The organism is Flavobacterium sp. CECT 9288 (assembly GCF_918731615.1).
Lineage (GTDB): Bacteria > Bacteroidota > Bacteroidia > Flavobacteriales > Flavobacteriaceae > Flavobacterium.
In genome coordinates this window covers 1,741,358-1,754,466 of sequence record NZ_OU957226.1, presented here as the reverse complement: position 1 = coordinate 1,754,466, position 13,109 = coordinate 1,741,358, and the positions used below count along the sequence as shown (strand labels likewise).

The window sequence follows — 13,109 nt, the reverse complement described above, 5'->3', positions numbered from 1 at the left end:
AAAAAAGTGTAGTTTTGTTTAAATTTTAATACTATGACTATAAAATCACCTTTTTTTTCGACTAAGGTTGTTTGTTTTGTTGTTTTTTATTTCGCTTTTCTTTCGCATTCTGCTTACAGTCAATGTGAAGGAATTGCTGGTACTGATAACGTAGCGCTTGATATTTGTGATATAACAAACATTTCCAGTAGAAACATAGATCTTAAAACGCAACTTGGTTCGCATTCTGCTGGCGGTACGTGGAGAGATGAAGATAGATCAGGCGGTCTCAATAGAACCACAGGAATTTTAAATGCTCAATTAATTCGTCGTAGCGGAACATATAGGTATTCTTATACCGTTACAACAAGTTCAGGTTGCATTGATACAGCTATAGTTACGGTTCGAATTGGAGGATATACTGGAGTTCCTGGTGCGAATACCTCTATTTGTAATACAGAATCTGCATATAATTTATTTGAAGCCTTTAATGGAGATTTTCTTCCTCCACAAATAGGTGGTACTTGGGTAGGAAATACCACTAGCCTTGGATTATCAAACAATACTCTTAATACCATCAATCTAAATCCCGGTAGTACATATGAATACACCTATTCTATTCCTGCTATAGGTTCATGTCCTGCTCCACCAGATGTAAAAATATTTGTAACCATATATCGTTCGCCTCGTGCTGGAACACCGGACGATGTCAAATTATGTTCTAATGAGTTAAACTCTTATACTAACTACAATCTATTTGATGGTTTAGTAGGCGAGGATGCTGGAGGTGTATGGCGAGAAAGTGGCACTAACGAGTTAGATGATACTGATGATACGGACTCTGTTATAAACATTCAAAATATATACAACACACGTGGACCCGGATTTTACCGTTTTACGTATACTGTTTTATCAGATAACAACGTGTGTGTTGATCAAACATCAGTGTTGTTTATTACCCTTGAAAAACAGCTGGATTATACAGGTGCCACTTTGCAGGTAAATGCACCAATTTGTGAAAATGAGCGCGGTACAACAAATTTTTCAGCTTCGATAAGAAATGTAGTTGCTATTCCCAATGGAGTTTATACGGTTACATATACCATTTCTGGTAATTCTACTGTTTTTTCTACAACGCAAAATTTTACCAATAACGTTTTTACTTTTCCTTTGCCATCTAGTAATTTTAATACTGTTGGAAATTATACCATAACTATACTCAATATAGAAAGCGCAACCACTCTAGGTATTTGTACTAATATAATTCCTGCTATTGCCGCTGATATTGTAATAAACCCAATTCCACAAACAAATAATGCCTCCTTACTTATAAATTCTATTTGTCAATCAACAAATGCAGAAGTTACTTTGTCAGGAATTAGTAATCTAACATATGGGGATTATAGTATTGTGTATTCTTTATCTGGAAGTAATAGTCTCGCTAATCAAAGCATGAGCATTACGGTTCGTGCAGGAGTTGCATCATTCCAGATTCCTGCTTCGCAAATTCCTAATGTGGGAAATACTAATTTTATCATAAGCAGAATTACAAACTTGGCTACTAATTGTACTAATACCGCATCAATAGTTAGTTCATTTTTGATAAAAGCGCTACCAGATGCGCGCAATTTATCAGTTGCTATTAGAGCGGTTTGTAAAGATCAGCCCGTAATTGTAGAACTTTCAGGATTAGGGAATTTAACCGCTATAATAATTAGTTACTCTTTGTCTGGTGCCAATACTAGCGGTGTTCAAATGGTTCCTTTGCTTGTTAATGCTGGTAGAGCCACTTATACCATTCCTAATTCATTATTATCCAATACCGGAACAACATTATTTAATTTACAATCTCTTACAGATTCAAATACGAGCTGTCTTGCTTTAATGAATACTATTAGCAAAGATTTTGTGATTAACGCCTTGCCTATTACACCTATTACAAGCAACCAAGAATTTTGTAAAGTCCAAAATGCAACCGTAGCTAGTCTAGTACCTAATGGTCCTCAGTACAGATGGTTTAATTCACTTACAAGTTCAACTGCCTTACCTGCGGCAACGGTTTTACAATCTGCGAATTATTACGTAAAAGAGATAAATACAACTACCGGGTGCGAATCTGGTTTAGCTCTTGCTCAAGTTGTTATTAATGAATTGCAAACTCCTGTTCTACTACAAAATGGTGAAAAATTTTGTGGGTTAGATTTGCCTACTATTCAAAGTTTATCTAATAATGTTGCTTCAAATGGAACTGTAGTATGGTATGATGCTGTTACAGGAGGAAATTTATTAGCAACCACAGCATTACTTCGTGATAATGGAATATATTATGGTTTTGACTCTATAAGTGCAAACAATTGTTTATCAACAACTCCTTTACAAGTAACAGTTTCCTTAACTAATTGTGATGTCCCGCCTCAATTTTTTATTCCAGATGGGTTTTCACCCAATGGTGATGGTGTAAATGAAACTTTTTCTATTCCGGATATTGATTTTATCTATCCTAATTATACATTAGAAATATTCAACAGATACGGAAGTCTCATGTATACAGCTAATAAAAACAAGCCAAAATGGGATGGTACTTCATCAGACTCTAAAACAAGTAGCAACGGAAAAGCGCCTGAAGGAGTTTATTTTTATGTTATTCATTTTAATAAAGACGGAATTTCCCCTAAGCAAGGACGCCTTTATTTAAATAGATAACAATCTTTATTTTTTAAAAAATAGTACATGAAAAAGTTCATACTACTATCAAGTCTTTTCTTGATAATAACAAAATTAACGGCGCAACAAGACCCTCAATATACCCAATACATGTATAATATGAGTGTTTTAAATCCTGCATATGCTACAGGCATAGAGTCTAATTTAAATTTGGGTGCCTTATATAGATCCCAGTGGGTGGGTGCTGTGGGTGCACCAAAAACATTGACATTATTTGCACACATGCCTGTAAATGAAAAAGTAGAAGTAGGGTTTTCATTAATATCAGATGATATAGGTGGCGGAGCAAAAAAAGAAAATAATTTTTTTGCAGATTTTGCTTATTTACTAGAGTTTAATAACAATCATAAAGTATCCTTTGGTGTAAAAGCGGGATTTACCAATTTGCAAACAAATTTTGATGGTTTTGTATTTGAAAGTGGTAATCCTGGAACAGATGATGCTTTTTCAGAAAACAGAAATGACATCATGCCAAATGTAGGTGTTGGAGCCTTTTATTTTACAGACAATTATTATGTGGGTTTATCTGCCCCAAATTTATTAGCCACAAAACAATTTGAAAATAGGTCAGGAACCAATTCATTTAGTAGAGAAAACACCCATGTTTTCCTAACAGCTGGATATGTATTTCAAGTATCTGAACAATTCAAATTTAAGCCAGCTGTTATGTCAAAATACGTTTCGGGTGCGCCAATATCTCTAGATGTAACTGCCAATGTTTTGTACAATGAAAAGTTTGAGTTTGGAGCGGCATATCGTTTTGGAGATGCTATAAGTGCAATGACAAATGTGAAAGTAACACCGAGCATTCGTGTTGGGTACGCCTATGATTACAATACTTCTAATTTAGGTCAATTTAACTCTGGAACACATGAAATTTTTGTATTGTTTAATTTAGATTTATCCAGCAGAGGATATGATAAATCACCACGATTTTTCTAAGACATAAATTATGAAAAAAATATACTTGCTACTATTGGTATTTTCTATCCAATTACTTCATGCACAAGACGACAATCTAAAAAGAGCTAACCAACTTTTTGAACGCACTTTTTACAATAAAGCAATTCCATTGTATAAATCAATAATACAAGATAATAATTCGCAAATTGTAATTCAAAACCTTGCTGACTGCTATTATTATACCAATGATTTTAATACTTCTCAGTATTACTACAAACTTTTAATTACAAATTTTGGAAATGAAGTTGGAGAAGAATATTATTTTAAATATTCACAAACTTTAAAAGCATCTGGAAAATATGATGAAGCTTATACCGTTTTACAAAAATATTATGCTTCCTTATCAGATAAAGATGTTTTGATAAAGTATCAAAATTGCCTTCAAGTTCTTGAAAACGTTACTGCTATTGGGGATAGATACCAAATTAAAAATTTGAAATTAAATACACCCAATACGGAGTTTGGAGGCTTTATTACAGGTAATTCTTTTGTATTTGCAGGTGTCAAATCTAAAATGGGTATGTTTGATAAACGTTTTAAATGGAATGGCGAATCATATCTTGATTTGATGGCAATTCCGTTACGCAATGTAAACGCAGTTGACTCAGTAGCCACTAGTTTTGACAATAAAATAAACACAGCTATGCATGAATCAAATGCTGTATTTACAAAAGATGGGAAAACCATGTTTTTCACCAGAAATAATTATAAAAAAGGCAGACGCGGAAAAAATAAAGATAAAGTTTCGAATTTACAGTTGTTTAGAGCTTCATGGCATAACGGAAAATGGACAAATATAATTTCGTTGCCTTTTAACAATGATAATTATTCAACAGAACATCCAGCATTAAGCATGGATGAAAAAACATTGTATTTTGCTTCGGATATGCCAGGAACATTGGGTTCATTTGATATTTTTTCAGTAGAAATTTACGGAGATACTTTTGGGGTACCTTTTAATTTAGGTAATACAATTAATACTGCTCGAAAAGAGCAATTTCCATTTGTTTCAAAAGACAACAAATTGTATTTTTCTTCAAATGGACATGAAGGGTATGGTGCATTAGACGTATTTGTTTCGAATTTACAAAATGGAGTTCCTACGCAAGCCGAAAATGTTGGGTTACCCATAAACTCGGGGTATGATGATTTTGCTTTTTTTATTAATTCAGATATAAAGGAAGGTTTTTTCTCCTCAAACCGTTTAGGAGGTATTGGAAGTGACGATATTTATTCGTTCACAGAAGAGAAACCATTGATTATTGAAGATTGTAAGCAATATATAACTGGAATTATTACAGATATTGATACTAAATTACCATTAGATAATGTCTTGGTACAATTACTAAACGCTGATGGTGAAATAGTACAAAGTAGCACAACAACTAGCGAAGGTAAATTAAGTTTTGAAGTATTATGTAAATCCACCTATAAAATTACTGCAGAAAAAGACAATTATACTTCAGCATTCAAAAAAATAGTAGTTAATGCTGAGCGCAAAAAGAATAATGATGCTTCAATGCAAATTAAATCAAATGAGGCAATTAAACGAGAGCAGCAACTTGTTTTAGAGGTAGAAGAGAGAAATAGGCTTACAGCTCTAGCTTTGCAACAAGAAAAAGAAAAAGTAGCTCAGGCTGAGAAAATTAAAAGCATAGCGATAGATGCAAAAAGAAATCAAGAATTAGCTGAAGCCAAAAAAAATGAAAAAGTTGCTACTATTTTAGCAAATGAAAAAGATGTTGTAAAAGACAAAGACCGCTTAATTATCAAGACCGATCCTATTTATTTTGATTATAATTTATGGTACATCAGAAAAGACTCTAAAACTATCTTGAATAAAGTTGTTGCTTTGATGAAAAAATATCCAGAAATGATCGTAGAAATAGGTTCCCACACGGATAATAGAGGAAATGAAAAATTTAATAAAGACTTATCTCAAAAAAGAGCACAGGCTACAAGAGATTACTTTTTAGATCAAGGAATTTCACCAAAACAAATTTTTGCAAAAGGATATGGTGAATCAGTTCAAATTATAAAATGTATTCCCGAAGAAAGCTGTACCGAAGAAGAACATGAGCTCAACAGAAGAAGTGAATTTGTAATTAAGAGTTTGTAAAAAAAGTATTCATATGAAAATGCCCCAAAAAGTGATATGCTATTTGGGGCATTTTTCATTAAATTTATTTGGTTAAAATTGAATTTTAAATAATAACGATTTTGTTTTTTATAGCATAAAGTACAAGGCCAATTCTAGTTTTAATTTCAAGTTTTTCAAATAGGACTTCTCTATAACCATCGATTGTTTTTGGACTTAAACACATTTCGTCTGCAATTTCCTTGTATGTTTTTTCGGTACAGGCTAGTTTTAAGAAAATGAGCTCTTTTTCTTTTAAAATGATTTTTTTACTGTCATTATCAATTCGATTAATCAAAATAGATGAAACTAACTCAGTAAAATAAAAGCCTTTTTCAATTACCGCAATAATTGCTTCTTGAAATATTTTGGGGCTAGTATCTTTTAGTAAATATCCTTTGGCACCATTGGTAATCATTTTTATGATGGTTTCATCTTCATTGTTTACTGAGAGGGCTATAACGTTCAAGTTGGGTTGGTTTTCCTTTATCCATTTAATGGTGCTTAATCCATCTAAGATGGGCATATTAACATCCAAAAGTACTAGATCAACATTGGTGTCAGGGTTTTCTTGAAGATGATTGATAAATTCTTTGCCATTCTCGAAGCTATTAACCACTTCAAAATCATCAAAACTATTTATTAAGAGTTTTAAAGATTGAGAAAAGAGTAGATGATCATCAACAATAATTATTTTATTGGTAGTCTTCATGATTTGTGGTTAAAGGATAAATTAACTTAATTGAGGTGCCATTATTGTTGGAATGTATATCTACTGATGCTCCAATAAGTTGAGCTCTTAGTTTCATGTTGTTCAATCCAGAACCGGTAGATAATTCATTGGTATTGTATCCAATTCCGAAATCTGTTAAGGTTAATAGGAAGTGATTTTTTGAAGTTTGAATTGTGATTTCAAAGGTTTCACTATGCGAATGTTTTAAACTATTGTGAATGGCTTCTTGAAAAATTCGGTAAATAAATAATTCATGTTCAAAATGTATTTGTGGTGAAATTCCATCCCAATTTAAAATACATTTGATTTTTTTTAATTTTTTAATTTTATCTAAATCTAGCTGTATAGCTTCAATGAAATTGCATTGCAAGGTATTTTCTTTATTAATTATTCGCGATAAAATTCTAATTTCATCCAGCGCGTTTGCAATGATATCTTTTAGATTATTAAGTTCTTTGGGTTTAACAATTTTTTTTTCGTCTTGCAGAAATAAGTTTAGTTGCATTATGGCCACAGATAAAATTTGTCCAATATTATCATGAAGTTCTTTACTAATTTCGGATAAGGTTTGATCTTTTATTTCTATCCTTGTTTTTACTAGTTCAGATTGAAAGTAGTGCTTAGATTTCATTTGTTCAATCAAAAAAGAATTCTTTTTCTTTGAAAAATAAAAGAACAAAGTCAGTAGTATTACAATTAATGTAAAGAAAATTATACTAAGTGAAATAATTAATAGTTGTATCTCTTTTCGCTCCATAAAAATCCAATGATAAAACAGCCGTTCATTAATAGATTCAATATAAAAAGCACTAAGCTAAATATTGATTCATCATTTTTTATTAAAAACCATTTTATAGCCAACATAAAAGGTAAAAAAGGTACGTGAAAAAGCAAAATTCCAAGAATAAACCAAAAGTAAATTGATTTCTTGAAATTAAGTATTTTTTTAGAATTAAAAATTTCTATGAAATAGCAACATGATAAGAGTAATACAAAAACTACTCCAAGTGCAAAACTATTTGTGAATACGGTATCGTTATGATATTGAAAATAGTAAAGGTTAAAAAAGTAAAATAAATAGAAGATAATTAAGAAGCAAATTGCAATTCTTTTAAATTCTAATTTAAGTAAGAGCGCGTACAACAATACGATATAAGCAGTGAAACTAGCTAACATATAAAAATTATAGACTGAAAAATTAATTAATCCAGTCCATAATGTAAAGTATTTGCCTATAAATTCCGTTAAAAACGAAAATACAATTATAAACAATATAAATTTAGCTTTATTATTAGGCAATTTATAATAGAATCGAAATCCTATTAAACTTGATAATAAAGCTAAATAAATAATATAAAATCTTAAATCTTCAAACATTTATTAAATATAAGGGATTGGAGGTGGATTACCAATAGAGCCATAGTTTAATGGTGCAATATTTAAGGAGTCATCATTTTCTATAGATTTTTCCATTTTTGACACTTCTGTAGTTTTTTTAATTTTCTTTGACCCTGTTGGAGCTAAAAAAATAGTTGTTAAACCTGCTTTTTCGGCATATGCTTTATCTTCAGGATAAGCGCCAAAATGAAAGCGAATTCCATCAATTTCACCTTTTTGTTTTTTTGCTTCGGCTTTTATGTAAGCAATATAGTTTTCTAATTCTACTATTGAAAACCAAATCGCATTAGCATCTTCTTTTTTTATAGCTTCCTTGATTAAAGGATATCTGGTTTTATTATAATTTTCATTTAGCAATTTAGCAAATTCCTTGGTAATTAATTGTTTTGGTTTTACTTGTTTTTGTTCCATAATGTTTTTTTAGTTAAGGTTAGATTATTAAAAGATAACAGGGCAAAACTATTTCAATTCAGTAGAAACCACAAGGGGAAATATCCCCTTTTTTTTAGGGCAAATAGAAAAATAAAATAGGGTGTGTTTACTCTTTTGTACAAACTTGTTATGATTCAACTTTGTACCGAACCATTTGGTGCACAAAATGGAGAGGTGGAATCTGAAAAACCTTAATAAGAGTAAGAAAAAAAACTTAACAATAAGAATTATGTCAAATTTAGTAGCAGAATTAAATAGTTTAGATTTTAGTGTTTACATCGGTGGACCATTACAAGCAGCTGTTCAAGCTCAAAATGCAGCCTCTATGGCACAAGTTAATTTTATACAATCGGTTGGTTTTGAGGAAGGAAGTTCTTCAACAGCACCAAAGCAGTTGCGTTATGTAGATTTCAACTACAAAAAATCAGTCCCTAATCCTGATTATAATGGTAGTAATGATAAATTTCTTGAAAAAGAAGTCGAAATCAAAGTTCCATTCTTAACCATGTTATCTATTCCAAGTATCAGAATAGAGGAAATGACCATTGATTTCAATGCTAAGCTTACTTCTACTGAGACCAAAAGTGTTTCCAGTGAGTTTAACGTAAGTGCTGAACTGGGGATTAATTACAAAATTGTCAATTTCAAAGCTTCTGCTTCGTACAAGAGGACTTCAGTTACGGGTTCAAATGTTGAGAAAACCTATAATCTAGGCGTACACGTTCGTGCTGTTAATGATGAATTACCAGCTGGATTAGATCGTATATTGACAATGCTAGAAGATAGTATAGCTAGTGTAAACGAGTAATAATATTAAAATAGATTGGCTGTCTTGTTGGGGTGGCCAATCTATTTAAAAAATAAAAAACTATGATAAAATTAAATGATTACCTAGGAAGTATTGTAGCTAGTTTTACCAATGCTAAAATAATGTCTGACCTTCAAACTGTAAAATTGGCCGAAGAATATGCAAAACATGATTATTTGAAACATTTTTCAATTCCAAGAATGCGAATTGACGATGTTGAAATGACCATTCCCATTGCTTTAGATGAAATTGAAAACATCTCAAAACCTCCAGTAATTGGTTTTGATAGTATCAAGATTAATACTTTGGTTTATAGTTTTCTATTAGAAAAATTTGGAGTCTTAAAAATCACAAAAGAGCCTTCCAGATTGCTACAAACGGAGACAGCTAAGCAAGTAGGTATTTTGGAAAAACAAATTAAACTAACCAACAGTCACGATTCTATTTCGGGTTTTTCAAAAGAAATTGTAGTGTATTATTTAAAGATAATTGAAAAATATGCTTTAATAAACAAAGAGTTATTAGCCAAAATAAACATTGATTTGATTATTAAAGATTTAATTACAGTTTTAACGCGAGAAATTACAATTACTAAAGAGGTAGAGGCTTTAACCAATCTTAATATAGTTGTTGAAGCTAATAAATTAAGAGAACTTAAGTCTGAAAATTTAATCTTCATTAAATTAAAAATTTCTGAAAACGGAATGGAGTGGAGTAGATCTGAAAATGCTAAAGGTGAAATAGAATCAAAATTATTACCTGAATAAAGATGAGAAAATCAACATTGAACTTGGTTAGCGTTTTGAAAAATAACTTGTTAGAATTTCCAAAAATAACAAGAAGTCTTCAAACAAAAGATCCTTTTTTTATCGAAAAATTAACAGCTTGGATTGCTAAAAATGAAGAGATTTTAAGCACATATACTATCAGTGAAGTATCTGAATTGTCTGGTTTACATAGTAAATTGTTAATTCCTAGATTTTCAGATAATAAAAGTATCTCTTTAAAGAAAGCGCAATTAAAAGCTGCCTCGGAGATATTATATGATTTACAAAGCTTGATATTGACAGTTTTGAAACCCTTTGAATTAAAAGTTGAGGAGTGTAGAGAACTGGTAAAGCAAATCTTATTGATCATTAGCCAGGCAAAAGTTGTAAAGTATGATCCTGATTTACCGTTTGAAAATTTTGTAGATGCTATTTGGAAATTTACGACATCAAATGAACAATTACAGGCTGGAGCAATCAAATTGAAAACAATGTTGATTATGTCTGATATCCAAATGCTTATTGCCGAAGAAATAAACTTAGAAGATTACTGCTAAAAAGAAAATTGTAAACTATTTTTAGTGTTTCAAAATATTTAAAAAAGCGGTCGACTTCAATTTAAAGCAACCGCTTTTTTAATTTCCACAATATGTATTATCTTAAAACGGCACCAAGTTCCGTTTCAAAGTTCTTTTGCAACTTACTCATAATTTTATCAATTTGAGTATCAGTAAGTGTTTTTGCATTGTCTTGAATGGTAAAACTCATGGCATATGATTTTTTGCCTTCGGGTAAGTTTTGACCTTCGTAAACATCAAATAGATCAATGTTTTTCAAAAGTCCTTTTTCAGTTTGTCTAGCCAAGTTGTATAAGCTTTCATAACTAACTGTTTGATCTAGCAATAAAGCTAAGTCTCTGCGTACCTCAGGATATTTTGGAATCTCTGTATATTTAATTTTAGTACTTATTTTTTTAAGGATTAAATCCCAATTAAAGTCAGCATGAAACACTTCTTGTTTGATTCCAAAATGTTTTAATATTACTTTTTTAACTACTCCTAATGATACGATTGTGTCATTCCCAACAACAAGTGAAATTCCTTCAGCAAAAACATCAAGTTCAACTGGTTTAGTTTGTAATTTATCAATACCCAATCGAGATAAAATACCCAAAACATATCCTTTAAACAAAAAGAAATCAGAAGTTTTTTGTGTTCCAGTCCAGTTTTCTTGGTTTCTATTACCAGTAAGTAATAAACTTAAATGTTTTTTTTCTTCATAACCAGCAAGGTAATTGTGGTATGTTTTACCAAATTCAAACAGTTTTAAATCAGCGTTTTTACGATTAATGTTATACGATACTGCTTCAAGTCCAGAGAATAGTAATGATTGTCTCATGGTTGATAAATCAGCACTCAAAGGATTTAACATGGTTACATTATTCGTAGGATTTAGTTGGTCAGAAAGTGTAACGTAGTTTGCCGTTGTCAATGAGTTAGCCATCATTTCATGAAATCCTTGAGAGTTCAATTGAGAGGCAATAACATTTTGAATTTTATAATCTTCGTTTCGTGGCGCGTTAAAAACCGTTGCATTCAATTTATTTGAAAAAGCAATATTGTTATAACCGTAAACTCTTAAAAGTTCTTCAATAACATCAATTTCTCTCTGTACATCTACACGGTAAGCAGGAATAGTCAATCCAAGTCCAGCATCCGAAACACTATTTACCTTAATGTCTAATGAAACTAGAATTTTTTTAATAGTATCTTTTGGAATTTCCTGACCAATGATTTTATTAACATTTTTAAAGTTTAGAAAAACATTAAAATCTTCAATTTTCTTTGGATACACATTCACTACATCTGATGTGATTTCGCCACCAGCAACTTCTTGAATTAGTAAAGCAGCGCGCTTTAATGCGTATTCAGTAATGCTAGGATCAATCCCTCTTTCAAATCTAAAAGAGGCATCGGTATTAAGTTGATGTCTCTTGGCTGTTTTTCTAATACTTACAGGATTAAAATAGGCACTTTCCAAGAAAATGGAACTAGTACTTTCTGAAACTCCAGATTTTTTTCCACCAAAAACACCTGCAATACAAAGTGGCCCTTTTTCATCACAAATCATTAAGTCCTCCTCGTGTAATTCTCTTTCAACATCATCAAGAGTGGTAAATTTAGTCCCTGCTGCAAGAGTTTGTACGACTACTTTTCCGTTTATTTTAGCAGCATCAAAGGCATGAAGGGGCTGACCCAATTCGTGTAAAACATAGTTAGTGACATCAACAATGTTATTTTTTGGGTTTAACCCAATAGCTTTTAATCTATTTTGTAACCAAGCAGGAGAAGGTTTTACCTCAATACCAGATATTGTAACGCCACAATATCTAGGTGCTAATTTTGGTTCTTTAACATCAATATCAATCTTTAAAGTTCTTTTATCTACCCTAAAATTACTAACTGAAGGTGTAATAAGCTCTACGCTAACTCCATTTTGTAAAAGTCCAGCTCTCAAATCTCTTGCTGTACCTAGGTGACTCATAGCATCAGCACGATTTGGTGTTAATCCTATTTCAAAAACTTCATCATTTTCTATTTTAAAGACAGTTGCAGTGGCTGTTCCAGGAACCAATGAATCGTCAAGGATCATGATTCCGTCGTGGCTTTCGCCAAGACCTAATTCGTCTTCTGCACAAATCATTCCGTGACTTTCTTGACCTCTAATTTTTCCTTTCTTGATCGTAAAAGCATTACCTTCTTTATCATACAATTCAGTACCAATTGTAGCAACAGGTACTTTTTGTCCTGCACCTACGTTACTAGCACCACAAACTACTTGTATGGGTGTTCCAGTTCCTATATCAACCGTTGTTATTTTCAGTCTGTCAGCATCTGGATGTTGTACACATGTTAATACATGACCTATAACTACTCCTTCTAATCCTCCTTTAATAGATTGGTACTTTTCAACCACTTCTACTTCAAGCCCTAAGTCTGTAAGCAATGCAGCTGTTTCTTCGGATTTCCAGTCTATTTTTATAAATTGTTTTAACCAGTTGTATGATATTTTCATTTGTATTTTTTAATGATATTGCTTTACAAGTCCCGTTTTCAAAGACGCGTGCAAATATAAGGATTGCAGTTTGTAGTAAGAAACTATTTTTTT

10 protein-coding genes are annotated in these 13,109 nt (G+C 31.5%); 6 read left to right on the top strand and 4 right to left on the bottom strand.

All coding sequences use genetic code 11. The features are described from left to right. Window positions 1–33 precede the first annotated feature (33 nt). From LQ189_RS07640 to LQ189_RS07630, 3 genes are read left to right on the top strand one after another with little or no spacing between them, the layout of a single operon-like run. Window positions 34–2,682 carry a gliding motility-associated C-terminal domain-containing protein gene (locus tag LQ189_RS07640; RefSeq protein WP_230155514.1) on the top strand — a complete coding sequence of 883 codons (2,649 nt, stop codon included), beginning with the start codon at window positions 34–36 and terminating at the stop codon, window positions 2,680–2,682. 27 nt (window positions 2,683–2,709) lie between these two features. Beyond that, the gene (locus LQ189_RS07635) at window positions 2,710–3,645 is read left to right on the top strand and encodes a type IX secretion system membrane protein PorP/SprF (protein WP_086455216.1); all 936 of its coding nucleotides are present in this window, start codon (window positions 2,710–2,712) and stop codon (window positions 3,643–3,645) included. A 10-nt stretch (window positions 3,646–3,655) separates the two neighbouring features. Beyond that, window positions 3,656–5,785 carry an OmpA family protein gene (locus LQ189_RS07630; RefSeq protein WP_230155506.1) on the top strand — a complete coding sequence of 710 codons (2,130 nt, stop codon included), beginning with the start codon at window positions 3,656–3,658 and terminating at the stop codon, window positions 5,783–5,785. An 85-nt stretch (window positions 5,786–5,870) separates the two neighbouring features. Here the strand turns inward: LQ189_RS07630 and LQ189_RS07625 are convergent, their stop codons facing one another. The 3 genes from LQ189_RS07625 to LQ189_RS07615 all read right to left on the bottom strand — a co-directional run bounded on the left by LQ189_RS07625 (window position 5,871) and on the right by LQ189_RS07615 (window position 8,345). Beyond that, a complete protein-coding gene (locus tag LQ189_RS07625; RefSeq protein WP_230155504.1) occupies window positions 5,871–6,515 on the bottom strand; it encodes a response regulator transcription factor in 645 nt (214 codons plus the stop codon). After that, window positions 6,499–7,167: a sensor histidine kinase gene (locus LQ189_RS07620; RefSeq protein ID WP_230155502.1), complete on the bottom strand. Its 669-nt coding sequence runs from the start codon at window positions 7,165–7,167 to the stop codon at window positions 6,499–6,501. The genes LQ189_RS07625 and LQ189_RS07620 overlap by 17 nt, the downstream gene beginning before the upstream one ends. 749 nt (window positions 7,168–7,916) lie before the next feature. Then, entirely contained in the window at window positions 7,917–8,345 is a 429-nt protein-coding gene (locus LQ189_RS07615) for a hypothetical protein (RefSeq protein WP_086455084.1), read from the bottom strand. A 250-nt stretch (window positions 8,346–8,595) separates the two neighbouring features. Here LQ189_RS07615 and LQ189_RS07610 point away from each other — a divergent pair, with 250 nt between their 5' ends. The 3 genes from LQ189_RS07610 to LQ189_RS07600 all read left to right on the top strand — a co-directional run bounded on the left by LQ189_RS07610 (window position 8,596) and on the right by LQ189_RS07600 (window position 10,498). Beyond that, window positions 8,596–9,174 carry a DUF2589 domain-containing protein gene (locus tag LQ189_RS07610; protein WP_230155500.1) on the top strand — a complete coding sequence of 193 codons (579 nt, stop codon included), beginning with the start codon at window positions 8,596–8,598 and terminating at the stop codon, window positions 9,172–9,174. Between the two features lie 62 nt (window positions 9,175–9,236). Further along, complete coding sequence (locus LQ189_RS07605; RefSeq protein WP_230155498.1) at window positions 9,237–9,941, top strand: hypothetical protein; 705 nt, start codon at window positions 9,237–9,239, stop codon at window positions 9,939–9,941. Between the two features lie 2 nt (window positions 9,942–9,943). Next, the gene (locus tag LQ189_RS07600; RefSeq protein WP_230155496.1) at window positions 9,944–10,498 is read left to right on the top strand and encodes a hypothetical protein; all 555 of its coding nucleotides are present in this window, start codon (window positions 9,944–9,946) and stop codon (window positions 10,496–10,498) included. 97 nt (window positions 10,499–10,595) lie between these two features. On the opposite strand, the gene pheT is transcribed toward LQ189_RS07600, so the two are convergent. Next, window positions 10,596–13,016 (bottom strand): phenylalanine--tRNA ligase subunit beta, encoded by a 2,421-nt coding sequence (gene pheT / locus LQ189_RS07595; RefSeq protein ID WP_230155494.1) that lies wholly within the window; start codon window positions 13,014–13,016, stop codon window positions 10,596–10,598. Window positions 13,017–13,109: the final 93 nt, after the last annotated feature.

Bases quoted from the DNA above. Each gene is read 5' to 3' on its own strand.
- LQ189_RS07640 (WP_230155514.1), top strand. From the start codon at position 34: ATGACTATAAAATCACCTTTTTTTTCGACTAAGGTTGTTTGTTTTGTT.
- LQ189_RS07635 (WP_086455216.1), top strand. From the start codon at position 2,710: ATGAAAAAGTTCATACTACTATCAAGTCTTTTCTTGATAATAACAAAA.
- LQ189_RS07630 (WP_230155506.1), top strand. From the start codon at position 3,656: ATGAAAAAAATATACTTGCTACTATTGGTATTTTCTATCCAATTACTT.
- LQ189_RS07625 (WP_230155504.1), bottom strand. From the start codon at position 6,515: ATGAAGACTACCAATAAAATAATTATTGTTGATGATCATCTACTCTTT.
- LQ189_RS07620 (WP_230155502.1), bottom strand. From the start codon at position 7,167: ATGAAATCTAAGCACTACTTTCAATCTGAACTAGTAAAAACAAGGATA.
- LQ189_RS07615 (WP_086455084.1), bottom strand. From the start codon at position 8,345: ATGGAACAAAAACAAGTAAAACCAAAACAATTAATTACCAAGGAATTT.
- LQ189_RS07610 (WP_230155500.1), top strand. From the start codon at position 8,596: ATGTCAAATTTAGTAGCAGAATTAAATAGTTTAGATTTTAGTGTTTAC.
- LQ189_RS07605 (WP_230155498.1), top strand. From the start codon at position 9,237: ATGATAAAATTAAATGATTACCTAGGAAGTATTGTAGCTAGTTTTACC.
- LQ189_RS07600 (WP_230155496.1), top strand. From the start codon at position 9,944: ATGAGAAAATCAACATTGAACTTGGTTAGCGTTTTGAAAAATAACTTG.
- pheT (WP_230155494.1), bottom strand. From the start codon at position 13,016: ATGAAAATATCATACAACTGGTTAAAACAATTTATAAAAATAGACTGG.